Annotated in this window: 16 protein-coding genes; 8 read left to right on the plus strand and 8 right to left on the minus strand. The window is 66.6% G+C overall.

Annotation, left to right across the window (positions count from 1 at the left end; genetic code table 11):
• Positions 1-523 precede the first annotated feature (523 nt).
• From BI347_RS13655 to BI347_RS13670, 4 genes are all read left to right on the plus strand, one after another.
• Positions 524-976: a MarR family winged helix-turn-helix transcriptional regulator gene (locus BI347_RS13655; RefSeq protein WP_071113228.1), complete on the plus strand. Its 453-nt coding sequence runs from the start codon at positions 524-526 to the stop codon at positions 974-976.
• Positions 973-1,305 carry a hypothetical protein gene (locus tag BI347_RS13660; protein WP_071116090.1) on the plus strand — a complete coding sequence of 111 codons (333 nt, stop codon included), beginning with the start codon at positions 973-975 and terminating at the stop codon, positions 1,303-1,305. Before BI347_RS13655 ends, BI347_RS13660 begins: the two co-directional genes overlap by 4 nt.
• Positions 1,306-1,553: 248 nt before the next feature.
• Positions 1,554-4,037, plus strand: coding sequence for a two-component system response regulator (locus BI347_RS13665; protein WP_071116091.1), 2,484 nt, complete (start codon positions 1,554-1,556; stop codon positions 4,035-4,037).
• A 116-nt stretch (positions 4,038-4,153) separates the two neighbouring features.
• The gene (locus tag BI347_RS13670) at positions 4,154-9,343 is read left to right on the plus strand and encodes a PAS domain S-box protein (protein WP_071116092.1); all 5,190 of its coding nucleotides are present in this window, start codon (positions 4,154-4,156) and stop codon (positions 9,341-9,343) included.
• Positions 9,344-9,363: 20 nt separating this feature from the next.
• On the opposite strand, the gene BI347_RS13675 is transcribed toward BI347_RS13670, so the two are convergent.
• Complete coding sequence (locus BI347_RS13675) at positions 9,364-11,670, minus strand: FdhF/YdeP family oxidoreductase (RefSeq protein WP_071116093.1); 2,307 nt, start codon at positions 11,668-11,670, stop codon at positions 9,364-9,366.
• A gap of 149 nt (positions 11,671-11,819) precedes the next feature.
• Positions 11,820-12,104 carry a hypothetical protein gene (locus BI347_RS13680; RefSeq protein WP_071116094.1) on the minus strand — a complete coding sequence of 95 codons (285 nt, stop codon included), beginning with the start codon at positions 12,102-12,104 and terminating at the stop codon, positions 11,820-11,822.
• A gap of 90 nt (positions 12,105-12,194) precedes the next feature.
• Between BI347_RS13680 and fdhD the strand changes: the two genes are divergently transcribed.
• From fdhD to BI347_RS13695, 3 genes are read left to right on the plus strand one after another with little or no spacing between them, the layout of a single operon-like run.
• Positions 12,195-13,004 carry a formate dehydrogenase accessory sulfurtransferase FdhD gene (gene fdhD, locus BI347_RS13685; RefSeq protein ID WP_071116095.1) on the plus strand — a complete coding sequence of 270 codons (810 nt, stop codon included), beginning with the start codon at positions 12,195-12,197 and terminating at the stop codon, positions 13,002-13,004.
• A gap of 32 nt (positions 13,005-13,036) precedes the next feature.
• Entirely contained in the window at positions 13,037-13,555 is a 519-nt protein-coding gene (gene moaB / locus BI347_RS13690; protein WP_071116096.1) for a molybdenum cofactor biosynthesis protein B, read from the plus strand.
• Complete coding sequence (locus BI347_RS13695) at positions 13,555-14,763, plus strand: molybdopterin molybdotransferase MoeA (RefSeq protein ID WP_071116097.1); 1,209 nt, start codon at positions 13,555-13,557, stop codon at positions 14,761-14,763. The genes moaB and BI347_RS13695 overlap by 1 nt, the downstream gene beginning before the upstream one ends.
• Here the strand turns inward: BI347_RS13695 and mobA are convergent.
• The gene (mobA, locus tag BI347_RS13700) at positions 14,736-15,353 is read right to left on the minus strand and encodes a molybdenum cofactor guanylyltransferase MobA (RefSeq protein WP_071116098.1); all 618 of its coding nucleotides are present in this window, start codon (positions 15,351-15,353) and stop codon (positions 14,736-14,738) included. The two genes, BI347_RS13695 and mobA, sit on opposite strands and share 28 nt — an antisense overlap.
• A gap of 255 nt (positions 15,354-15,608) precedes the next feature.
• Between mobA and BI347_RS23985 the strand changes: the two genes are divergently transcribed.
• A complete protein-coding gene (locus tag BI347_RS23985; protein ID WP_158020791.1) occupies positions 15,609-15,755 on the plus strand; it encodes a hypothetical protein in 147 nt (48 codons plus the stop codon).
• A gap of 234 nt (positions 15,756-15,989) precedes the next feature.
• Here the strand turns inward: BI347_RS23985 and BI347_RS13705 are convergent, their stop codons facing one another.
• From BI347_RS13705 to BI347_RS13725, 5 genes are all read right to left on the minus strand, one after another.
• Positions 15,990-19,055 (minus strand): efflux RND transporter permease subunit, encoded by a 3,066-nt coding sequence (locus tag BI347_RS13705; protein ID WP_071116099.1) that lies wholly within the window; start codon positions 19,053-19,055, stop codon positions 15,990-15,992.
• Between the two features lie 9 nt (positions 19,056-19,064).
• Positions 19,065-20,171 carry an efflux RND transporter periplasmic adaptor subunit gene (locus tag BI347_RS13710; protein ID WP_071116100.1) on the minus strand — a complete coding sequence of 369 codons (1,107 nt, stop codon included), beginning with the start codon at positions 20,169-20,171 and terminating at the stop codon, positions 19,065-19,067.
• Between the two features lie 94 nt (positions 20,172-20,265).
• Positions 20,266-21,810, minus strand: a complete 1,545-nt coding sequence (locus BI347_RS13715; RefSeq protein ID WP_083338872.1) for an efflux transporter outer membrane subunit — start codon at positions 21,808-21,810, stop codon at positions 20,266-20,268.
• Positions 21,811-21,891: 81 nt separating this feature from the next.
• Positions 21,892-22,812, minus strand: coding sequence for a glycine betaine ABC transporter substrate-binding protein (locus tag BI347_RS25100; protein ID WP_204378043.1), 921 nt, complete (start codon positions 22,810-22,812; stop codon positions 21,892-21,894).
• Positions 22,813-22,884: 72 nt separating this feature from the next.
• Positions 22,885-23,898, minus strand: coding sequence for a zinc-binding alcohol dehydrogenase family protein (locus tag BI347_RS13725; protein ID WP_071116101.1), 1,014 nt, complete (start codon positions 23,896-23,898; stop codon positions 22,885-22,887).
• Positions 23,899-23,927 lie beyond the last annotated feature (29 nt).

The raw sequence follows: 23,927 nt of genomic DNA on the forward strand, positions 1-23,927 counted from the left end.
GCGCGTCCGTCATTTCGGATACGCTATCGGGCTGCCGGAATGGCGTTCCGATGGTAATGCCGCGCGGCAAGCCTGGGGCATTGCGGTTTCGCGCAGCGTCTTAAAATGTTAGAGGGCCGAAGGGCTGGTGAGTCGCTTGGCCGACTGGACTCAAACCGCAGGCGGGGTGTTGTCGCGGTATCGCCGGCATATTTCAATGATCGGTTTGCCGCAGCGGTTTGGCCGTCGCTGCCCTTACCTTTTAACTCATGCCGCCGTTAATTTAACCCGGTGTAAATACCTATTGCCGCGACCTCCGGGCGGAATAAGCCGGTTCCATTGAATCGGGCGGCAAGCGCGGGCCCAAAGATAGCCTGAAAGTGGATGGCGGCGGCGTTTGCCCGCGCAGACAGCATGGCCGGCGGGGCGGGCCGTGTTTTTGCCGGGCGCAGGTATTTGCAGCGCTTTGCGTTTGCGCGGGTTTCCCCTTGCCCTGCCATGTGATACCGTGTAAATAGTAAGCTACTATATGATATTTCATGTTATGAAAATACGGATTGCAGAGCGGTTTGGCTTCCTGGTCAGCGACACTGGTCGGCTCTATGGCCGAGTTTTCGATCAGCGGGCGCGGCAGCGGCTTGGATTGTCGCTGGCGCAATGCCGCTTGCTGGGCGTGCTGGCGGCGCATGAGGGGGAGAAGCCGTTGTCGCAGGCGGAGCTGGCCGATCTGCTGGACCTCACACCTATGGGCGTGGCGACATTGTGCGACCGGATGCAGGCGGCCGGCTGGTTGCGCCGCGTGCCCAGTACCACCGACCGCCGCGTCAATGAAATCGAGTTGCTGGAGCCTGCCGTGGAGGCCTTGAAAGCGGCGATGGCGCTGGGCGACGAACTGCAAAAACAGGCGCAGCAAGGCTTGAGCCCGGAAGAGGACGTGCAGTTGCGCGCGCTGCTGGGCAAGGTGCATGGCAATCTGGTGGGTTTGCTGTCCAAATGAGCGCTGCTGCAGTCAATGCGCCGCACCGCGGCATGGTCACCATTTCCATCATGTTGGCCACCATCATGCAGGCGCTGGACACCACCATCGCCAATGTGGCCTTGACGCACATGCAAGGCAGCTTGCAAAGCTCGCAGGACCAGATCAGCTGGGTGTTCGTCCTATATCGTCGCCGCGGCCATCGCCACCCTGCTGACCGGCTGGCTGTGCGCGCAATGGGGGCGGCGCTGGGGGCCTATATCGACAACTTCAAAATGATGATGTGGCTGTCGCTGGCGGTGCTGCCTCTGTTGCTGCTCATCACGCGGCCGGCGGCCAGCGCGCATTGACAGGCGGCAGGCCCGGTTGCAGGCCTGGCACGCTACGTAATTACCCTTATTTTTATGTCGGAGTGCCCGGCTGCCGATCATGGCGGCTTGTAGCCGGAGTGGCTGGAGGCTATTCCTAATCATAGCCTCGGAGCATAAGGACCAGACCTGTCACCGGCGATGCGCATGCTTGGCTGGCGCTGAGTCGTATGCCGTTCCGGGCGCCCATCGTTTTATTCCGCATCGGTGCAACCGTAAAAGGAAGCCGGATGTTCAACGATCCGCCGCACGAGCAGGCCCGCATTCTCATCGTCGATGACATGGCGAGCAATATCCATGTGATCCGCGAGGCTGTCCGCGACCTGGGCGAGGTGCGCTTCGCCACCAGCGGCCAGGCGGCGCTGGAGATGGCGTTGCGGGTCGTTCCCGACCTGATCCTGCTGGATATCGAAATGCCAGGCATGGATGGCTACGCGGTGTGCCAGGCGATCAAGGCCACGCCGCAGCTGAGCGATGTACCGGTGATCTTCGTTACCTCTCACGATCAGGATGTCCACGAGCTGCATGCGCTCAATATCGGCGGAGTGGATTTCCTGCACAAGCCGTTGAACGTGCCGGTGGCGCGCGCGAGGATACAGACGCAGTTGGCCTTGCAGTCCAAAACCCGGCAACTGGCGGCCGCGCAGCGGGATCTGGCCGACGTGCTGCAGCGCCTGCCCGCCTTCGTCGCTTACTGGAACGCCGACCTATGCAACGAGTTCGCCAACGATGAGGCCGGACACTGGTTCGGCATCGACGCCGACGCCATGCGCGGCATGTCTGCGCGCGCGGTGCTGGGCGAGGCCAATTTTGCCGCGCTGGAGCCTCTGCTGCTCGATGCGCTGGGCGGCGACAGTCCATCGTTCGACCTGAGTCTGACCCGGCGCGACGGCTGCGTGCTGCACGGCCAGGTGGCGCTGGTGCATCGGCCGCAGCCCGGTGGGCGGCCCGGCTGCCTGATGCTGATCACCGACGTCACCGAGCGCAAGCGCGCCGAGCAGGCGCTGCGCGATGAGAAGGAACGCATCCGCATTACGCTCAATTCGATAGGCGACGCGGTCATCGCCACCGATCCGGCCGGTTGCGTCACTTTTCTGAACCCCATCGCCGAGGAAATGACCGGCTGGCTGGCGAAAGAGGCGATAGGCGAGCCTATCGAGAGGATCATGCCGCTGCAAGCCAGCGATTCCGGCCGGACGGTAGGCAATCCGGTGCGGCTGGTGTTGGCCGAGCGGCGCACCGTCGGCATGACGCTGGACCGCGCGCTGCTGCGCCGCGACGGCCGAGTGCTGGAGGTGGAGGATTCCGCCGCGCCTATCCTGGATCACGCCGGCCAGCTGACCGGCGCCATCATCGTGTTCCACGATGTCCGCGAAGCGCGCGCGCTGGCGGTCAAGATGATGCACCTGGCGCACCATGACGCACTGACCAATCTGCCCAACCGCACGCTGCTGCAGGACCGGACGCAGCAGGCGCTGCAGCAGGCCGAGAACAGCGGCGAGCGGCTGGGCCTGTTCATCCTGGACCTGGATTATTTCAAGGTGATCAATGATTCGGTCGGGCACTCCATCGGCGACCACCTGCTGCAGGAGGTGGCCAGGCGGCTGCAGCGGGCGGTGCGCTCCGGCGACACCATCAGCCGGCAGGGGGGCGACGAGTTCATCATCCTGATGCCGGACCCGGCCAGCATCGAACAACTGGGCGCTTTCGCCAACCGGCTGTTGAAGGCGGTTTCCGAACCGTACCAGCTGGCGGAAGGGCGCTTCGACCTGTCGGTCAGCATAGGCGTCAGCCTGTATCCGGACGACAGCAAGGATCAGGAGGAGCTGTACCGGCACGCCGATGCCGCGATGTACCAGGCCAAGGAGGATGGGCGCAACCGCTATCGCTTCTTCTCGGCCGAGATCGAGGAGGCGCTGCTGACGCGCCAAGCGCTGGAAAGGCACATCCGCATGGGTGCGGAGCAGGGCGGATTCCAGGCCTACTACCAGCCCAAGGTGGATGTGACGGGCGCGGCCGTGGTCGGGGTGGAGGCGCTGATGCGCTGGCGCGACGACAATGGCGATATCATCTCGCCCGGCCATTTCATTCCGCTGGCCGAGGAGACCGGGCTGATCGTGCCGCTGGGACGCTTCATCCTGCGCCAGGCCTGCCTCGACGGCAAGCGGTGGTATGACGCCGGCCGCCCTTTGCGCATCGCGGTCAATGTCTCGGCGGTGCAGATCGCCGACGGCGGCTTCAGCGATACGGTGCGCAGCGTGCTTGCCGAAACCGGCATCGCCCCGGAATTGCTGGAGCTGGAGATCACCGAGGGCGTGCTGGCGGCCAATGTCGCGCAGACCATGGAGGTCCTGACCGGGCTGCGCGGCCTGGGCGTTTCCATCGCCGTCGACGATTTCGGCACTGGCTATTCCAATCTGGCCTACCTCAAGCAATTTCCGATCGACGTGCTCAAGATAGACCAGAGCTTCGTCCGCGACATGATAGGCGACAAGAGCAACACCGCCATCATCTCCGCCATCATCAGCATGGCGAACGGACTGGGATTGCGGTTGGTGGCGGAGGGGGTGGAGACCGCGGAGCAGGAGCGGGAGCTGCTCAAGATGGGCTGCAGCGTAATGCAGGGCTTCCTGTATGGCAGGCCGATGCCGGTGGCGGAGATGGAGGGCTGGCTGCGGAACGACGTCCAGCATCTGGCGGGCGGGTCGCTCTGAGGGCTCCGGGCATGCCCGGGCGGCAGCTGTTTCTACGAGGGGGTCGTGCGGTGGATGGATATTCGGGTCTTCAGGCAAATCATCGCGGCCGGTTCTCGTCCGCGCTGGGCTGGTCCTTGCTGGTTCTGCTGGCTGGGGCGGCGTTGAGCGCTCTGGTGTGCTGGCGGCTTGCGCGCCATAACGCCGAGGATGTCCAAAATGGCGTGCGGGATGCGACCCAGCGCATGGCCAGGATGGTGGAGTCCCGCATCCAGCGCTACCAGTTCGGCCTGAAGGCGGTGCGCGGCGTGGTGATGACCGCAGGCGAAAATGGCCTCAGCCGCGAACTGTTCCGCAAATACAGCCAGGGCGGGGATATCGCCACCGAATTTCCCGGCGCGCAGGGCTTCGGTTTCGTCCGCCGGGTGCCGCCGCAGCAGATCGCCGAGTTCGAGCGGCAGGCCCGGCGCGACGGCATGCCCGATTTTCGCATCCGGCAACTGCAGCCGCACCAGGGCGAGCGCAATGTCATCCTATATATCGAACCGGAGCCGCGCAACCGGCGCGCGATCGGGCTGGACATTGCCTCCGAGGCCAACCGCCGCGAGGCTGCCGAGCTGGCATTGCGCAGCGGCCAGATCGTGATGAGCGCGCCTATCAGCCTGACGCAGCGGCCTGCCGCGAACGATCCGCTGTTCGTCATCCTGCTGGCGGTCTATCGCGACGGCGTCGTGCCGCCTACCGAGGCCGCCAGGCTGGTGCAGGGATTCGGCTGGGTGAACGCGCCACTGCACATGAAGGACGTGATGCAGGGACTGGAGCGGGAGCAGGGCGGCGTTAGGGTGGAGTTGAAGGATGTCACCAATCCGGCCGCCCCCGTCGCGGTGTACGACAGCGCGGCGCCGGCCGGCGGCGAGATCGCCGCCTATTCCGAATACCGGTCGGTGCTGGGGCGCCGCTGGCAGCTGACGCTGCGGGCCTATCCCGGCTTCGCCGCCCGGATGCAGCTGCCGCGGCCGGAGACTGCGGCCCTGGCTGGGATGTTCCTGAGCCTGGTCGGCGCCCTGCTGGCGTTTGTCTGGCTGCGCAGCTATCAGCGCCGCGGGCAACTGGCGGCGACGCAGGCGCGGCTGGCCACCATCGTGGAGGGGTCGGTCGACGCCATCATCAGCAAGACGCTGGATGGCGTGGTGACCAGCTGGAACCGCAGCGCGGAGCGGATGCTCGGCCATGCCGCGCTTGAGGCCGTCGGCCGGCCGCTGGAGCAACTGGTGGTGCCGGAGGATGAGCGGCCCAGGGTGCCGGATGTTCTGGGCAGTGTCGGGCGGGGCGAGTTGGTCGAGCATTTCGAGACGCGCTGGCGGCGCAAGGACGGCAGCCTGCTTGACGTATCGGTTTCCGTGTCCCCGATCTTCAACGCCGCCGGCAAGGTGATTGGCGCCTCGACGGTGGCGCGCGACATCAGCCGGCAGAAGCAGGTGGAGGCCCAACTGCATGGCTTGAACAGCCGCCTGGAGGAACTGGCGGCCGAGCGCGCCGCCGAGCTGGACCAGACCAAGCATACGCTGCGGGTGGTGCTGGACGCGGTGCCGTCGCTGATCGGCTACTGGGATTGCGAGCAGATCAACCGGGTGGCCAACCGCGCCTACCGGGACTGGTTCGGCGCCGCCGCCGACAAGCTGCCCGGCTGTTCATTGCTGGAGCTGCTCGGCGCCGAGCTGTATCAGACCAGTTTGCCTTTTGCCGAGGCGGCGCTGCGCGGAGAGCCGCAAACCTTCGAACGGCGGATTCGCGGGCCGGACGGCAGGATGCGCGATACCCTTACGCATTATCTGCCGGATATCGTCGACGACAAGGTGCGGGGCTTCTATTCTGTGGTGCACGATGTGTCCGAACTGGTGGAGAGCCGCAACCGCCAGGCGCGCGCGCGCCAGGAGATGGAGCTGTTGCTGAGCACCATCAACCGCCAGCTGCTGTATTCGGTGACCGATGCCGACGGCCGGCTGCTGGAGGTCAACGACCTGTTCTGCCGCAGCCACGGCTATCCGCGCGAGATGCTGTTGGGCCGGGAGCTGCAATGGCTGGACGGCGGCGCCGAGCCGCCCTCTTTCTGGCAGGAGCTGTGGCGGACGGTGCGCGGCGGCGAGGTCTGGCGCGGAGAGATATGCGCCCGCTCCCGCGCTGGCGGCCTGCGCTGGCTCGATACGGTGATCGCTCCGCAGATCGACGGCGATGGCCGGGTAGGGCGCTGCGTGGCGCTGAGCATAGATGCCACCGAGCGCCGGCGGGCCGACGCCGAGCTGGGCCGCGTCAATCTGCTGTTGCGCAATGTGCTGAGCGCCGCGTCGGAGGTTTCGATCATCGCCACCGATGTCAATGGCCTGATCACTCTGTTCAATAGCGGCGCCGAGCGCATGCTGGGTTACACGGCGGACGAAATGGTGGGCATCGGCACGCCGGAGCGTTTTCATCTGGCCGATGAGATCGCCGCCCACGGCCGGGTGCTGAGCGAACAGTACGGCCAACTGATAGAAGGCTTCCACATTTTCATCCACGAACCGGAAGTCGCCGGGATGGATCGCCGCGAGTGGACCTATGTGCGCAAGGACGGTTCGCACCTGAAGGTGTCGCTGGTGGTGACCGCCATGCGCGACGATGGGGGGCGGATCAACGGCTATCTGGGCATCGCCGTCGACATCACCGCCCAGCATCGGCAGCAGAGGGAGCTGATGGTGGCCCGCGACCAACTGCAAATGGCGGTGGAGGCGGCGCAGCTCGGTGTATGGAGCTGGTCGCCGGACGACGATCAGGTCAGCTGGAACCGCAAGATGTTCGAGATCTACGGGCAGCCGCAGGAACTGGAGCAACTGGGCTTGCGCTATCAGCACTGGCGCGACCGGGTCCATCCCGAGGATGTGCGGGACGTGGAGGCGAGCTTGAGAGCGGCGCTGGCCGGCGGCGGCGCATACGACGCCGTTTTCCGCGTGGTGCGCCCGAATGGCCAGATTCGCCAGGTGCAGGCGGATGCGCAGATAGAGCGCGACGACGAAGGGCGCGCGCTGAGGGTGACCGGCATCTGCCTGGATATCACCGAGCGCCAGGCGTACGAGACCAAGCTGCTGGAGACCAAGCGGCAGGCGGAGCAGGCCAGCATCGCCAAAAGCCAATTCCTGGCCAATATGAGCCATGAGATACGCACGCCGATGAACGCGGTGCTGGGCCTGCTGCAACTGATGCAGCGCACGCGGCTGGACATGCGCCAGCGCGACTACGTGGAGAAGACCCAGGCGGCGGCCAAATCCCTGTTGGGCCTGCTCAACGATATCCTGGACTTTTCCAAGATCGATGCCGGCAGGCTGCAACTGGATCCGCATCCCTTCGACCTGGAAAGCCTGATGCGCGACCTGGCGGTGGTGCTGTCTGGCAACCATGGCGAGAAGGACGTCGAAGTGTTGTTCCAGATCGACCCTAGCCTGCCTTCCATGCTGTATGGCGACCGGCTGCGGCTGCAGCAGATCCTGATCAATCTGGCCGGCAACGCGCTGAAGTTCACCGCGTCGGGCCAAGTGGTGGTCAGTTTGAGCGAGCTGCGGCGCGGCGCTGGGGATGTCACCCTCTGTTTCGAGGTCCGCGACACCGGCATCGGCATCAGCCGGGAACAGCTGGACCGCATCTTCGAAGGGTTCTCCCAGGCGGAGGCGTCCACCACCCGCCGCTTCGGCGGCACCGGCCTGGGGCTGGTGATCAGCAAACGGCTGATCGAACTGATGGGCGGCAGCCTGCGGGTGGAGAGCCGGCCGGGACGCGGCAGCCGTTTCTGGTTCGAGTTGACGTTCGGCCTGACCGGCGAGGCGCCGCTGGCGTCGGTCTCGCCGCATGCCGACATGCGGGTGCTGGTGGTGGACGACAATCCGCTGGCGGGGGAAATCCTGGTGGATTCCATTGTTATGGTGGGGTGGCGGGCCGACTACGTCAGCGGCGGCGAAGAGGCGATCGCCCGCGTGCGCGACGCCATCGACCGCGGCCAGCGCTACGATGTGGTGCTGATGGATTGGCGCATGCCCGGACTGGATGGCGTGGCGGTGGCGCGGCGGGTGCGGCAGGAAACCGCGCCGAGACATGCGCCGGTCATCGTGATGGTCACCGCGTTCGGCCGCGAGGTGCTGGCGGGCATCGCCCAGCAGCCGCAGGCGCCGTTCTGCGATGTGCTGACCAAGCCGGTCACGCCGCAGCAACTGGTGGATTCGATCTGCCGGGCGGTGGCCGGCGCGGACAACGACTGCTGCGAGGCGGCGCCGCGCTCGCAAGCCCAGCGGCTGAAGGGGATGCGGGTGCTGCTGGTGGAGGATAACGCGCTGAACCGGCAAGTGGCCGTCGAGCTGTTGCGCGAGGAGGGGGCGGAGGTGGCGCTGGCGGAGGGCGGTCTGCAGGGAGTGGCGCTGGCCAGCGCGGCCGAACCGGCCTACGACGTGGTGATCATGGATGTGCAGATGCCGGATATCGACGGACTGGAGGCGACGCGCCGCCTGCGCGCCGACCCGCGCTGCCAGGCGCAGCCCATCCTGGCGATGACGGCCAACGCGTCCAGGGCGGACCGCGAGGAATGCCTGGCCGCCGGTATGGACGATCATGTCGGCAAGCCGATAGACATCGACGAGCTGGTGGCCAAGCTGTTGGCTCTTGGCCGCCGGCCGGGTCCGGACGCGCAGGCGCCCGGGGCAAGCGAGGAGACCGAGGCGGAGGCGATGATCGAAGCGCTGCCTTCCCGGCTCAGGCGCTTTGGCAACAAGCCCAAGGTCTACCGCGCGGCGCTGGCGACGTTCCGTCCGGAGTGCGAACGGCTGCTGGCCGACATGGCCCGGCAGACCGAGGATGGCGCCTGGCAGGCGCTGCTGGCCAGCCTGCATGCGCTCAAGGGCATGGCGGCCACCATGGGGGCGGCGGCGCTGGGACGGCAGGTGGCGGAGATGTCGCAGCTGGTGCGCGCGGGCGGTCCCGAGCGGCTGTCGGACGGATGGCTGCGCGACCAGTTGCGGGGTTTGGCCCAGTTGGCCGACAGTAGCGCCAGCCAATTGGCGGGGTCGTTGCCGGAAGACTTTCCGACCGCGCCGGCGGCTGGCTCGGGCCGGATGGAGCGGGAGCGGTTGACGGACGTGCTGGCCTTGCTGGAGGACAACAACCTGGCGGTGATCGATCTGGTCGACGAATTGCTTGCCCTGGATCTGGGCGAGAGCGAGGCGCGGATGCGCCAGGTGGCCATCTGCGTGCAGCGCCTGCAGTTCGGCGACGCGATCGAGATTGTCCGGGGGCTGGTGGCGGCCGGCTGAGCGCCGGCCGCTTATCGGCGTCAGACGGCGGCGGCGCGCCGCAGCAGCACCGGCACCGATTTGGAGGTGGGGGTGTTGGAGATGTCGGCCACGCTGTCCAGCGGGATCAGCGGGTTGGTTTCCGGGAAGTAGGCGCCCAGGCAGCCGCGCGGGATGTCGTACTCCACCAGCAAGAAGCCGTCGGCGCGCCGCTCGATGCCGTCGTTCCACACCGTGAAGATGTCCACCCAGTCGCCGGCGGCGAAGCCTTGCAGCGCGAGGTCTTCGCGGTGGATGAACAGCACCCGGCGCTGGCCGTAGACGCCGCGGTAGCGGTCGTCCATCGCGTAGATGGTGGTGTTGTACTGGTCGTGCGAGCGGGCGGTCATCAGCACCATCAGCCGGTCGCCGTGCAGCGCGCGGGCGCGGCGGATGGGCGTGTCCTTCTCCAGCGGGTGGACGATGAACTGCGCCTTGCCGCTTGGCGTCAGCCAGCGGCGCTCGCGCGAGGCTGGGGTCAGGTGGAAGCCGCCGGGCTTGGCTACGCGGGCGTTGAAGTCGTGAAAGGCGTCCAGCACCTTGGCGATCTCGTCGCGGATACGCGCGTAGTCGTCGACATAAGCCAGCCAGTCCGTCCTCTCGCTGCCCAGCACGGCCTGTGCGATGCCGGCGACGATGGCGGTTTCCGACAGGAGCGCGCGGGAGGCCGGCGGATTGATACCGTAAGACAAGTGCACCATGCACATCGAGTCCTCCACCGTCACGCCTTGCGGACCGCTCTTCTGCATGTCTATCTCGGTGCGGCCCAGCGTCGGCAGGATCAGCGCTTCTTTGCCGTGTATCAGATGGCTGCGGTTGAGCTTGGTGGAAATCTGCACCGTCAGCGCGCAGTTTCGCAGCGCCTCGAAGGTCAGCGGGGTGTCCGGCGTGGCCATGGCGAAGTTGCCGCCCAGGCCGACGAACACCTTGACCCGGCCGTCGCGCATCGCGGCGATGGTGTCCACCGCGTCCAGGCCGTGCTTGCGAGGCGGCTCGAAGCCGTAGACGTCGCGCAGCCGGTCGAGGAAGGTCTGGCTGGGCTTGTCCTCGATGCCGACGGTGCGGTCGCCTTGCACATTGGAGTGGCCGCGGACCGGGCACAGGCCGGCGCCGCGCTTGCCGATGTTGCCGCGCATCATCATCAGGTTGGACAGCATCTGTATCGCCGCCACCGAATTCTTGTGCTGGGTCAGGCCCATGCCCCAGGTGGCGATCACCGCCTTGCCGCGCGCGTACGTCTGCGCCAGCGCGTCGATGTCGCTCCAGGGCACGCCGGAGTCCGCCGCCAGCGCCTGCCAGCTCTCGCCGCGCAGGTCGGCGGCGAAGGCGTCGAAGCCGCTGCAGTGCTCGGCCAGGAAGGCTGTGTCCAGCACCCGCTCCGCGCCGGCGGCGACGGCCGCGTCGTCCAGTTCCAGCACCCGCTTGGCTACGCCCTTGATCAGCGCGAAGTCGCCGCCCAGCGTCGGGCGGATGAACATCGAGCTGATGGCGACGCCGCCGCCCACCAGGTCCAGCGGGTGCTGCGGGCTGGCGAAGCGCTCCAGGCCGCGCTCCTTCAGCGGATTGATGGAGACGATGGCCGCGCCGCGCTTGGCGCATTCGCGCAGCTCGTTCAACATGCGCGGATGGTTGGTGGCCGGATTCTGGCCGAACACCAATACGGTGTCGGCGTGCTCGAAGTCGTCGAGGATCACCGTGGCCTTGCCCACGCCCACTGTCGCCGGCAAAGCGCGGCTGGTGGATTCGTGGCACAGGTTGGAGCAGTCCGGGAAGTTGTTGGTGCCGTACATGCGCACGAACAGCTGGAACAGGAAGGCGGTCTCGTTGCTGGTGCGGCCGGAAGTGTAGAACGAGGCTTGGTCCGGGTGCGGCAGCGCCCGCAGGTGGCGCGCGGTCAGCGCGAAGGCGTCGCTCCAGGAAATGGGCAGATAGCGGTCGCTGGCCCGATCGTATGCCAGTGGTTCGGTCAGCCGGCCGTGCTGCTCCAGTTCGTAGTCGGACTGCGCCAACAGCTCTGTCACCGTGTGGCGGGCGAAGAATTCGGCGCCTATCTTCTTGCCGGTGGCCTCCGCCGCCACCGCCTTGACGCCGTTTTCGCAGAATTCGAAGGTGGAGGTGTGCTCGCGGTCGGGCCAGGCGCAGCCGGGGCAGTCGAAGCCGTCCGGCTGGTTCTGGCGGAACAGCGTCTTGTAGCGGCTGCCCGGGACTTTTTCCTTGACCAGGCTGACGGTGGTGCTTTTCAGCGAGCCCAGGCCGCCAGCCGGCGGCGTGTAGGGTTCGATGCGTCCCTTGGTCTTGAAATGGTCCATGCTGAAACAGGCTCCTGGCGATTGGATGGGGAAGGCTGGGCAAGGCAGCGCCCGGCGTCGAGAAGAGCAAGGATAAAGCATGCGGCCGCTTGGCGGGAGTGTCCTGTAGGATGGTGGCTGGCGCCGCCGGCCGGCTGGGGGCGATAATGTCAGCCTTCGGCGCCGGCGTCCGGCGCGAACAACTGGCGGCACAAGACTAGGCCGTCGGCGCTGAGCCAGGCGCGGCCGCGACCGTCGCCATCCAGCTCCACGGCGGCCAACTCCAGCTCGATCAGCAGCGTCAAGCAGCGCCGCAGCGTGCTCATGCGCAGACCGGACTGCTTGCTCAAGCGCGGCAGCGACCAGGCTTGCGCGCCGGATTGGGCGGCGCGCCACAATTGCGCCAACAGGGCGGCGATGGCGGGATCGATCTGGTCGGGCTGGGGTGGGTTCATGGCGGTTTTCCGGTCCGGCAGTGGGGCGGGGCCGTGTAGTGTAGGCGGATTGCGGCGCGGCGTGAACGCCGGGAGCGTGGGGAGGACGGGATGCGGGAACAGGAAACGGATGGCCGGGCCGGCTTTATCCAGTGCGAGGTGACGCGCCACCGGGACGGCGCGCGCCGCGTCGACGCCGACCAGGTGGCGGAGGAGGTGCCGGTGGCGCTGGTGTTCAACGGCATCTCCCATGCGGTGATGATGGCCAGCCCTTGCGACCTGATGGCGCTGGCGGCGGGCTTCGCGCTGACTGAGGGCATCGTCGCGCGGCGCGGCGAGATTTTCGACATCGAGGCCGAATTCCACGGCAACGGCGCGGAGGTGCGGCTGGAAATCGCCCAGCCGGCGTTTCTGCGGCTGAAGGACAGGCGGCGCTCGCTGGAGGGACGCACCGGCTGCGGCGTTTGCGGCATTGAAAGCCTGGCGTTGCTGGACCTGGCGCCGGAACCCGTCGCGCCGGCGCGGCGGATGGCCGCCAGCGCCGACATCATCGCCCGCGCGGCGCGCGAGCTGGCGGACCATCAACGCCTGATGCAGGCCACCGGCGGCGTGCACGCGGCGGCGTGGTGTGGGCCGGACGGCGCAGTGCTGCAGGCATTTGAGGACGTGGGCCGCCATAATGCGATGGACAAGCTGATCGGCCATCTGGCCTTGCAAGGCGCGGCGATGGACGACGGCTTCGTCTTCATGTCCAGCCGCGCCAGCTACGAGCTGGTGCGCAAGGCGGCCAGGATGGGCATTCCGCTGCTGGCTACCATTTCGGCGCCCACCTCGCTGGCTATAGATATCGCGCGCCAGGCCGGTATGTCTCTGGCCAGCTTCTGCCGCGAGAACGGCTTTGTCGAATACACCGCCGGCTGAGGCCAGGCGACACTTTCAGGAGGGCCATCAAAATGAACGACGTACAGGCGGTTTCCTTGCGTTGCGCGGTGCTGACGGTAAGCGACCGCCGCACGCCCGACAACGACGGCACCGGCGACCTGCTGGCGGAAAAACTGCGGCAGGACGGCCATGTCTGCGCCCGGCGCGGCATCGTCGCCGACAATATCTATCAGATCCGCCGCGTGCTCAGCGAGTGGATCGCCGAGGACGAGGTGCAGGTGGTCCTCATCAACGGCGGCACCGGCTTTTCGCCGCGCAACTCGGTGCCGGAGGCGGTGATGCCGCTGCTGGACAAACAGATAGACGGCTTCGGCGAGCTGTACCGCCATGTGTCGCTGGCGCAGGTGGGCAGCTCGGCGCTGCAGTCGCGCGCGCTGGCCGGCATGGCCAACCGCACGCTGATCTTCTGCCTGCCCGGCGCCGAGCAGGCCTGCGAGCTGGCCTGGGACAAGATACTGCGCGAGCAGTTGGATAGCCGCTACCGCCCCTGCAACTTCGCCAGCGCCTTCCGCCGCAAGGAGGAGGGCTGATGCTGGATTTCGAAGACGCGCAGCGCTATCTGGCCGATTACGCGCAGCCCTTGGCGCATAGCGGGATGGTTCCGCTGGGCGAGGCGCCGGGACGGGTGTTGGCGCGGACGCTGACGGCGGAACTGGAAATGCCGCCGGCCGACAACAGCGCGATGGACGGCTATGCTCTGCGCTGCGCGGATGTCGCTCCGGGCGTCGCGCTGCCGGTGCAGCAGCGCTGCTATGCCGGTGAAGCGCCGCAGGCTTTGCTGCCGGGGCAGGCCATCCGCCTGTTCACCGGCAGCCTGCTGCCGGCCGGAGCGGATGCGGTGGCGATGCAGGAAGATGCCGATGAGGCTGGCGGTCGGGTGAGAATCAACCGCCAGCCGCTGCCTGGCCAGCATATCCGCCGCCGCGGCGAGGATGTGGCCGCAGGCTCGGTTCTGCTGGAGGCCGGCTGCGTGCTCGGCCCCGGTCATATCGCCCTGCTGGCTTCGCAAGGCCTGGCCGAAGCGCAGGTGTTCCAGCGCGTGAAGGTGGGAATCTTGACCACTGGCGACGAGTTGGCCGCGCCGGGCGGCGCGCGCGCGCCGCAGCAGATCTACAACAGCAACGGCGCGATGCTGGCGGCGCTGGCGGCCGGCATGGGCGCGCAGGTGGCGGCGTGCCGCCATGCGCGCGACGACGCGGACGATTTGCGCCGGGCTTTCGCCGAGCTGGGCCGCGACTGCGACCTGGTGCTGAGCGTGGGCGGGGTGTCGGTGGGCGAGCGCGATCTGGTCAAGCCGGCGCTGGCGTCGCTGGGCGCCGAGCTGGACCTGTGGAAGGTGAGGATGAAGCCGGGCAAGCCGGTGGCGCTGACCCGGCTGGGACGCACCCCGGTGGTGTGTTTGCCGGGCAATCCGGTGTCGGCCTATGTGGTGTTCGCCTTGCTGGTGACGCCGTTGATCCGCCGCCTGCAGGGGCGGAGCGAGTGCTTTCCGCCGGTGAGCCGGCTGCGGCTGGCAAGCGGCGCGCAGCGCAAGGACTGCGGCCGCGAGGATTTCCTGCGGGTGAGCCTGCAACTTGATGCGGACGGCGAAGCGCAGTTGACGCCGCACGGCCGCCAGGCTGCCGGCATCATCAGCGCGCTGCCGGGGTCGTCCGGGCTGGCCAGGCTGCCTGCGGAGCGCCAGGTGGCCGATGGCGAGCGGGTGGCCTATTACGACTGGCGCCACTGGCTGGCGTAAGCGACCGCGGCGGCCAGCTCGTCCGGGGTGTTGAGGTTGTGGAAGGCTTCCGGCGCATCGTGGAAACCCACTTCCAGCGCGCCGACGCCAGCTTGCCATTCCCTTACCTTGCGACCGCCGGCGCGCAGATAGGCGCGCAAATCGGCCAGCAATTCCACCGATAGCGCCATGCACGCCGGGTGCTGCCGTCCGGCGCAGCCGGCCGCGCTCAATTTCGCCTCTCCCCGCAACAGCGGCGCCAGCAGCCTTGCCGCCAGATCGTCCGGCAGGAAGGGCAGGTCGCACGGCGCCACCACCAGCCAGTCTGTGGCGCAGACCGACAGGCCGGCTTCAAGCCCCGCCAGCGGTCCGCAACCGGCAAACTCCGCCGCATCCGGCACGGTCCGGCCGAAAGCCGCGTAGCGCGGCAGGTTGCGGTTGGCGCTGATCAGCAACTCTCCCACCTGTGGCTGCAGCCGCGCACGCACCCGCACGATCAGCGGCAGGCCGGCCAACTCCAGCCAGCCCTTGTCCTGCCCGGCCATCCGCGAACCTTGGCCGCCGGCCAGGATCAGGCCGCTGATTTGGCTGGTATCGATGCATTGCTTCATCTGCTCAATTGCTTTCCGTTAAGTTGTGAGCCGGCGCGGGATGGGATGCCGGTTGGCCGCGCATTGCATGGACGGGTTTGGCTATAGGTGAATATCCATTTGGCAATGCTTCTCGGCGGATGGCCAGTCATATGAAATGGGTGCCGCGGCGACGATGTGATAATGACATGTTAGCCATCTTACTTTGGTTTCTCGCATTGATTTCAGGTTCTTGATCTGCCTGCTCCACGCGCCGGTCATGGGTTGAGATTGTGAATGAGCATTCAGGCTGCCGGCGCTTCGGTGGACGATGCGGCCTGCGGCGCCGCTCGCTCACTAGTCTTGGTGCATGGCACCAGCATCGATGCGCAGGGCAATTTAAGCCACGCGCGCAGCGTTTTGCCAATCGATGCACGGTGGTGATGTCCAATTATGGCGGTTGCGGCCATTCCACCATCCCGGATGGCGAACTGACGCTGGATATTCTGCTGGAGCAGATTGCCGCGGCCATCCGCCACGCGTTGGAAGCCTGACGAGCTGGTATCCCTGGTGCGGACGTTCTGCCTGGAGTCAGCGCGGCGGCAGCCGCGCGGGGCGGCGCAACTGAAAAACGGGCAGCCCGAATCGGGCTGCCCGTTGTTTTTGACCAAAAGCCGCTCAGTGGGTGTGCGGGCTTTCCAGCTTGGCCTCGCCGGCTTCTTCCGCGTGCGCGCGCTTGGAAGCCAGGAACATGTACATCGCCGGCACCACGAACAGGGTGAATAGCGTGCCGATGGACAGACCGGTGAAGATCACCAGGCCCATCGCGTAGCGGCCCGCGGCGCCGGCGCCGGAGGCGATCACCAACGGGATCACGCCGAACACCATCGCCGCGGTAGTCATCAGGATCGGACGCAGCCGGATGGACGCCGCTTGCTCGATGGCTTCGCGCTTGGACAGGCCGGTCTTGCGCAACTCGTTGGCTACTTCCACGATCAGGATGCCGTGCTTGCTGATCAGGCCCATCAGCGTCACCAGCCCCACTTCGGTGTAGATGTTGAGCGAAGAGAAGCCGAGGAAGATGAAGATCATCGCGCCGAACAGCGCCAGCGGCACCGACACCAGGATCACCACCGGGTCGCGGAAGCTTTCGAACAGCGCCGCCAGCGCCAGGAATACGATGATCACCGCGAACATCATGGTCAGCAGGAAGCCGCCGGACTCCTGCATGAACTGGCGCGACTGGCCGGAGTAGTCGACGGTGTAGCCGCTGGGCGCCACCTGTTGCACGGCTTCGCGCATGAACTGCAGCACTTCGCCCTGCGACACGCCGGCCACGCCGGAGATGGTCACCGAATTGAGCTGCTGGAAGCGATTGATCGATTCCGGCACCACGTCGTATTTCAGCTTGGCCACCGTGCTGACCGGGATCACGCCGTTGTTGGGCGTCTTGATGTAGTAGTCGAGCAGTTGCGACGGATTGAGGCGGTCAGTCTGCAGCACCTGCGGGATCACCTTGTAGGAGCGGCCCTCAATGGAGAAGTAGTTGACGTAGCCGCCGCCCAGCGCAGCGGACAGCGCGTTGCCGACGTCCTGCTGGGTCAGCCCCAGCGCGGTGATCTTATCGCGGTCCACGTCCACCGTCGCCTGCGGCTTATCGATCTTGAGGTCGGCGTCGATGAAGTAGAACTTGCCGGAGGCGCGCGCCTTGTCCATCACCTGTGCCGCCACCTGGTTGAGGTTTTCGAACGGCTCGGTGGTGGTGATCACGAACTGCACCGGCAGGCCGGAGGCGCCCGGCAGCGACGGAAACTGGAAGGCCGCCACCCGCGCGCCGGCGATCTTGTTCCAGCGCGCCTGCAGGTCCAGCTGGATTTCGTGCGCGTTGCGCTTGCGCTGGTCCCATTCCTTGAACAGCACGCCGCCTATGCCAGCATTGGTGGTGGGCACGCCGGTGATCTGGAACATCTGCTTGTATTCCGGCATGCTCTTGCCCACCTGGAACACCTGGTCGGCGTAGGTCTGCATCTGGTCGGCGGTGGCGGTGGGCGCGCCCACCACCTGCGACAGCACGATGCCCTGGTCTTCTTCCGGCGCCAATTCGGATTTGGACATCTTGAACATCAGCGCCAGCACCGCGATCAGGATCACGCCCATCACGATCAGAACCGGCCAGGTGTCGAGCAGGCCGTGCAGCATGCGCTGGTAGCGGTGGCGCACGCGTTCGAAGGTGTGGTCGATGGCCTGCACGAAGCGTCCGCTGTCCTGGTCGGGACGGAAGAAGCGCGAGCACATCATCGGCGACAGCGTCAGCGCCACCACGCCGGACACCGTGACCGCGGCCGCCAGCGTAAAGGCGAATTCGGTGAACAGCGCGCCGGTGAGGCCGCCCTGGAAGCCGATCGGCACGTACACCGCGACCAGCACCACCGTCATCGCCAGGATGGGGCCGCCCAGCTCGCGCGCGGCGGTGATGGCGGCCTGGAGTGGCGACATGCCTTCCCGCATGTGGCGGTCGACGTTCTCCACCACGATGATGGCGTCGTCCACCACCAGGCCGATGGCCAGCACCAGCGCCAGCAGGGTCAGGAGGTTGATGGAGTAGCCCAGCATCAGCATGATGAAGAAGGTGCCGATCAGCGACAGCGGCATCGCGATCACCGGCACCACCACCGCGCGGAAGCTGCCCAGGAACAGGAAGATCACCACGGTCACGATCACCAGCGCCTCCAGCAGCGTCTTCACCACCTCGTGGATGGAGGTGTTGATGAAGTCGGTGGAGTCATAGACGATCTGCCCGGTCAGGCCGGTGGGCAACTGCTGCTGGACGGACGGGAACACCGTGCGCACGCGGTCGGCCACATCGAGGATGTTGGCTTCCGGCGCCACCTTGATGCCGATGAACACCGAGCGCACGCCGCTGAAGGCAACGTTGAAGTCGTAGTTTTCCGAACCCAGCGTCACCGTGGCCACGTCCTCAAGCCGCACGATGGCGTCGCCGTTGTGCTTGACCGCCAGTTTCTTGAATTCGTCCACCGAATGCAGGTCGGTGCCGGCGGTGAGCGGGATGGTCACCATCTGTCCCTTGCTGGCGCCCAGCGCGGTCAGGGTGTTGTTGTTGGCCAGCGCGGCGCTGACGTCGGCCGCGGTGACGCCGTGCGCCGCCATCTTTGCCGAGTCCAGCCAGGCGCGCAGCGCGAACTGGCGCGCGCCGAGGATTTCGGCGGTCTGCACCCCCGGCACCGAATCCAGCTTGGGTTTGACCACCCGCACCAGATAGTCGGTGACGTTGTTGGTCGGCAGCGTGTCGCTGTAGAAACCCATATACATCGCGTCGGTGGTCTGGCCGGTCTGCACTGTCAGCACCGGCTGCTGCGCCTGCGCCGGCAACTGGTTCTTCACCGAGTTGACCTGAGTGTTGATCTCGGTCAGCGCGCGGTTGGCGTCGTAGTTCAGCCGCAGCGTGGCGGTGATGGTGGACACGCCGCTGGAACTGGTTGACGACAGGTAGTCGATTCCCTGCGCCTGGGCGATGGCGGATTCCAGCGGCTGGGTGATGAAGCCGGCCATGGTCTTGGCGTCGGCGCCGTAGTAGGCGGTGGAGATGGTCACCACCGCGTTCTGCGTGCGCGGATACTGGTTGACCGGCAGGCCGAACAGCGAGCGCAGGCCCAGCACCACGATGAGCAGGCTCACCGTGGTGGCCAGCACCGGCCGCCTGATGAAGATGTCGGTAAAGTTCATGTCTCGGCCTCAGTGTTCTTGCGGCGTCGGATTCGGGTCGTTGGCTGGCTGCACCGAGTTGTTGACGGTGACCGGGGTGCCGCTCTTCAGTTTCAGCTGGCCGCTGGTTACCACTTCCTGGCCTTCCTTCAGACCGGTGAGGATGGCTACCTGGTCGCCGCGGGTGTCGCCGGTGGTGACGAAGGCCTGCTGCGCCTCGGGTCCTTTCTTGCCCTGCTTGACGATGAAAACGGTCGAACCGTACGGGTTGTAGGTGATGGCGGTTTGCGGCAGCGTCAGGTGGCGTTGCTTGCTGCCTACGTCGATGGTGGTGTTGGCGAACATGCCCGGCAGCAGCTTGCGCTTGGGGTTGGCGATGGTGGCTTCCACCTGCACATTGCGGGTGGCCGGATCGATCTTGGGGCTGACGGCGTTGATCTTGCCGTGGAATACCTCGCTGCCGAAGGCGTCGCTGCGCAGGAACACGCTTTGACCGATCCGCACCTGGCCGATCTGGCGTTGCGGCAGGTTGAAGTCGACATAGACCGGATCAATCGTCTGCAAGGTGACGATCTTGTCGCCGGGGTTGAGGAACTGGCCCGGATTGACGGTGGTGATGCCCAGCCGCCCGGCGAACGGCGCGCGTATGGTCTTCTTGGCCACCAGCGCCGCCTGTTGCGCCACCAGGGCTTTCTTGCTCTTCAGGTCGGCCTCGTCGCCATCGACTTGGGCCTGGCTCACGCCTTGCACCGCCAGTTGCGCGCGGTCGCGCTTGAGGGTGACGGCCGCCAGGTCGGCAGCCGCCTGCAGCGAGTGCTGCTGGGCGATGTCGGAATCGGCGTTCAATTGCACCAGCACTTCGCCCGCCCTGACGTCCTGGCCGGATTTGAACGCTATGGTGCGCACCTGGCCGGCGACTTCGCTGCTGATGTCCACGCCGTGAACCGCGGTCAGGGTGCCGACCGAACTGAGCTGCGGCTGCCACTCCTGCGTCTTGGCGATGGTGGTGGACACGGTTTGCGGGCCCGGCTTGGGCGAGCTGGCGATCAGTTTCTGGATGTGGAGGAAAAAGCCCACGCCCAGCGCCGCAATCAGCAGCACTACGCAGCCCAGCATGATCAACATTCGCTTGGTCATGATTCGTCTTCTCTATGATGGCAATTCGGATTCTGTTGTCCTGAAGCCGCCGCGGCTTGCGGCGGCTTGCGCGATGTGTGTCTGTTGCGGCCGGTCAGCCTTCGGGCGTCTTGTCCTCGACGGCCGGATGGCGCCACCAGCCCCCTCCCAGCGCCAGGAACAGCGCCGCGGTATCGCTGTAGCGGGTGGCCTGGGCCTGGATCAGCCCGATGCGCGCCTGCTGATAGCTGCGCTGGGCGTCCAGCAGCGACAGGTAGCTGATGCCGCCGAGCCTGTACTGGCGGGTATGAACCTCCAGCGACTCGCGCGCCTGGGCTTCGGCGTCGGCCTGGGCTTTCAGCGCCGTCGCGTCCGCGTCTATCGCCCGCAAGCTGTCCGCCACGTTCTGGAAGGCCTTCAGCACCGTGGAGCGGTATTGTGCCTCCGCCTGTTGGTAGGCGGCTTCCGCCGCGCGGCGCTTGGCGCTGAGCGCGCCGCCGTTGAACAGCGGCTGGGTCAGGCCGGCGCTCAGGCCCCACAGCGTATTGCCTATGTCCATGCCCGGCAGCACGGTGTGCTGAGTGCCGTAGTTGCCGCTGAGGGTGATCTGCGGATACTGGTTGGCGGTGGCCACGCCCACGTTGGCGCTGGCCTGGTGCAGCAATGCCTCGCTGGCGCGGATGTCGGGCCGCTGGCGCGCCAGCGCCGACGGCAGGGAGATCGGCAGTTCGGCCGGCAGTTGCAGAGAGTCGAGCTGGAATTCCGGCAGGCCGGTTTCCCCTGGGAAGCGACCGACGAATACCGCCAGTTGGTGGCGGGTCTGCGCCAGCGCCTTGTCCAGCGGCGGCAGCTGGGCGCGGGTCTGCGCCACCAGCGTGCCCTGGGTCAGCGCCGCGGAGCGCGGCTGGGCGCCCAGCGTCACCTGCTTGTCCACGATGCGCAGCTGTTCCTCCTGCGCCTTGAGCAATTCCTGGGTGGCCTGCAGCTGGCCGCGCAGCGAGGCCTCCTGCACCGCGCTGGTCACCACGTTGGCGATCAGGGTCTGATAGGCGGCCTCGGTCTGGAAGCGCTGGTATTCCGCCGCAGCCATCAGGCTTTCCAGTTGGCGGCGCTCGCCGCCGAACAGGTCCAGTGTGTACGACACGTTGACGGTGGCGTTGTAGACATTGAATTCGTTGGGCGTGGTGCCGGTGAGGATGGCGCGCTGGCGACCGCCGCCCAGTTGGGCGTTAACGGCCGGATAATAGGTGGAGCCGGCGGCGGCGTTGTAGTTTTCCCGCGCCTGGGTCAACGCCGCCTGGGCGGCGTCCAGCGTGGGATTGTGCTGCAGCGCGGCGCGGATCAACCGGTCCAGCTGGTCGGAACGAAATAGTGTCCACCATTGCTCCGGCAACGGCTGGCCGCTTGCCAGGCGCTGGCTGGTCCCGGCCGGGCCGACATGCTCGCCGCGGGCCGATGCGGTGGCCGCCGGCAGCGGGGATTCGGTGTAGGGACCGTTGGCGGCTTGCGGCAGCGCCGGCGACTTGAAGTCGGGACCGACGGCGCAGCCGGCCAGCGCCAGCGTGATGGCGATTGTGGCCGCTCCGCGCCGTAAGGGAGCCTGCGATTTGCGATGCGGAACGGGACTATCCCCGCTGCTGGGACTCGATTTGCAATACACGGCGTGCTCCTGGATGTGCGGAACGTCGCCGGCCAGGAGGCGGGGTCGGCGGCTTTCCTGATTTCTTCCCCTGCGGCGGTGTCAATGAGCCGGCGCATGGGGCTGAACCCCGTATGCTCTATGGATTTGGGCTGTATGTCTACTGGGTTGATGGATGGGGCGGAATAATGTCGCTTTGTTGAATATTGTCGCGAGGGGAAAAGGCTGCGCCTTGCCGGCGAACATCAGGATGGCGGCTGCAGCCATTGCCGGGCGGCGTGGCGCGGCGCCAGGCCCCGGCGCGATACCAGATGGTCCAGCCAGGTTAGGGTCCGGTTGCCCAGCCGCAGGGCGTGCAGCTCGGCGGCGGCCGAGGCGGGCAGGCGTTCCTGCGCGGCTTTGCGGATCAACAGCGTCGCCTCGTCCTTGCCGCGCAACAGGCCGGCGGGATCGGCCAGCTCGCGGATATCGTGCTGCCAGTGCAGGAACTGGGGTTGCCACAGCGGCACCACTAGCCAGTCGCGTTGTGCCGCCGCGTTTTTCGAAGGCGCGCGCGCAGTCTTCCTGGCTGCCGTTTTCGAAGTGGTAGCCGGCTTGTTCCAGGCCGTAATGGGCGATGATTTCGCGCGAAAAGCGGCTGATGCCGGCGCCTGGGTTGATGCCCTGTATCTTCTTCAGCATGCGCGCGGCGACCTCCGGTTTTTTCAGGTCGGCGATTTCCGCCACCGACTCCGCCGGCACGTAGCCGGGCACGGCCCATAGTGCGTACGGGGTGTAGAGGACGGCCAGTTTTTCCACTTCATCCGCCATCGGCGCCAGGTAGCGGCCATGGCTGCCCGGCAGCCAGGCGCAGCACAGCAGGTCGCCTTCGCCGCTGGCCAGCAGCTCGAACGCCCGCTCGTGCGGCACGCGCCATTCGCTGACGGCCACGCCGTGTTTTTCCAGCATGGCCGCCACTGCGGCGGCGCTGGCGTGATGGAAGGACAGGTCTATCGTGATCAGGGTCAGGTGAGGGGAGGTCATCCGGTTTCCATTCGGGACAGAAAAAACCGCAGCCGACTGCGGTTTGCGGCGTAGCTTGCGGTTTGCCTCGGCTCAGAAACCGCTGAGCACGATCTTGCCCTTGGCGGCGTTACTTTCCAGCAGCGCGTGGGCGCGCTTGAGATTGGCGGCGTTGATGGCGCCGAAGCGTTCCGCCGCGGTGCTGCGGACGATGCCGGCGTCCACCAGGCGCGCCAGCTCGGTCAGCAACTTGTGCTGTTCGATCTGGTCGTCGGTGGCGAACATCGAGCGGGTGTACATGAATTCCCAGTGCAGCGAGATGCTCTTGCGCTTGAGCTGGGAGACGTCCAGCGCGGCCGGGTCGTCGATCAGCGCCAGCTTGCCCTGCGGCGCGAGGGCGGCGACGATCTCGGCGAAGTGGGCGTCGGTCTGATTCAGGCTGGCGACGTAGTCCACCTCGGCCATGCCGATGCGCTTCAGCTCCTGGCTCAGCGGCTGGCGATGGTCTATCACCTGGTGCGCGCCCAGATCCTTCACCCAGGCCTGGGTTTCCGGCCGCGAGGCGGTGGCTATCACCGTGAGGCCGGTCAGTTGGCGCGCCAGTTGCAGCATGATGGAGCCGACGCCGCCGGCGGCGCCGACGATCAGCAGCTTCTTGCCGCTGGGCGCGCCGTTGGCCAGCACCTGCAAGCGGTCGAACAATAGTTCCCAGGCGGTGATGGTGGTCAGCGGCAAGGCGGCGGCGCTTTCGAAGTCCAGGCTGTCCGGCATGCGGCCGACTATGCGCTCGTCCACCGCGTGCAGCTCGCTGTTGGCTCCGGGGCGGTGCAGGGCGCCGGCGTACCAGACGCGGTCGCCCACCTGGAACAGGCTGGCCTTGGCGCCCACAGCCTTCACCACGCCGGCCGCGTCCCAGCCCAGCACCTTGGCCTGGCCGGCCTCCGGCGCCATGTTGGCGCGCACTTTGACATCCACTGGATTGACAGAGACGGCTTTGACTTCCACCAGCAGGTCGCGCTCGCCGATGACGGGTTCCGGCAAATGCACGTCTTGCAGCGCTTCCGGATGGCTGATCGGCAGGCTTTGGTAGTAGGCGATGGCTTTCATGGCGTTTCCTTCATCTAGGATCTATCTGG

This window comes from Chromobacterium sphagni, assembly GCF_001855575.1.
In the GTDB taxonomy this organism is placed as follows: domain Bacteria; phylum Pseudomonadota; class Gammaproteobacteria; order Burkholderiales; family Chromobacteriaceae; genus Chromobacterium; species Chromobacterium sphagni.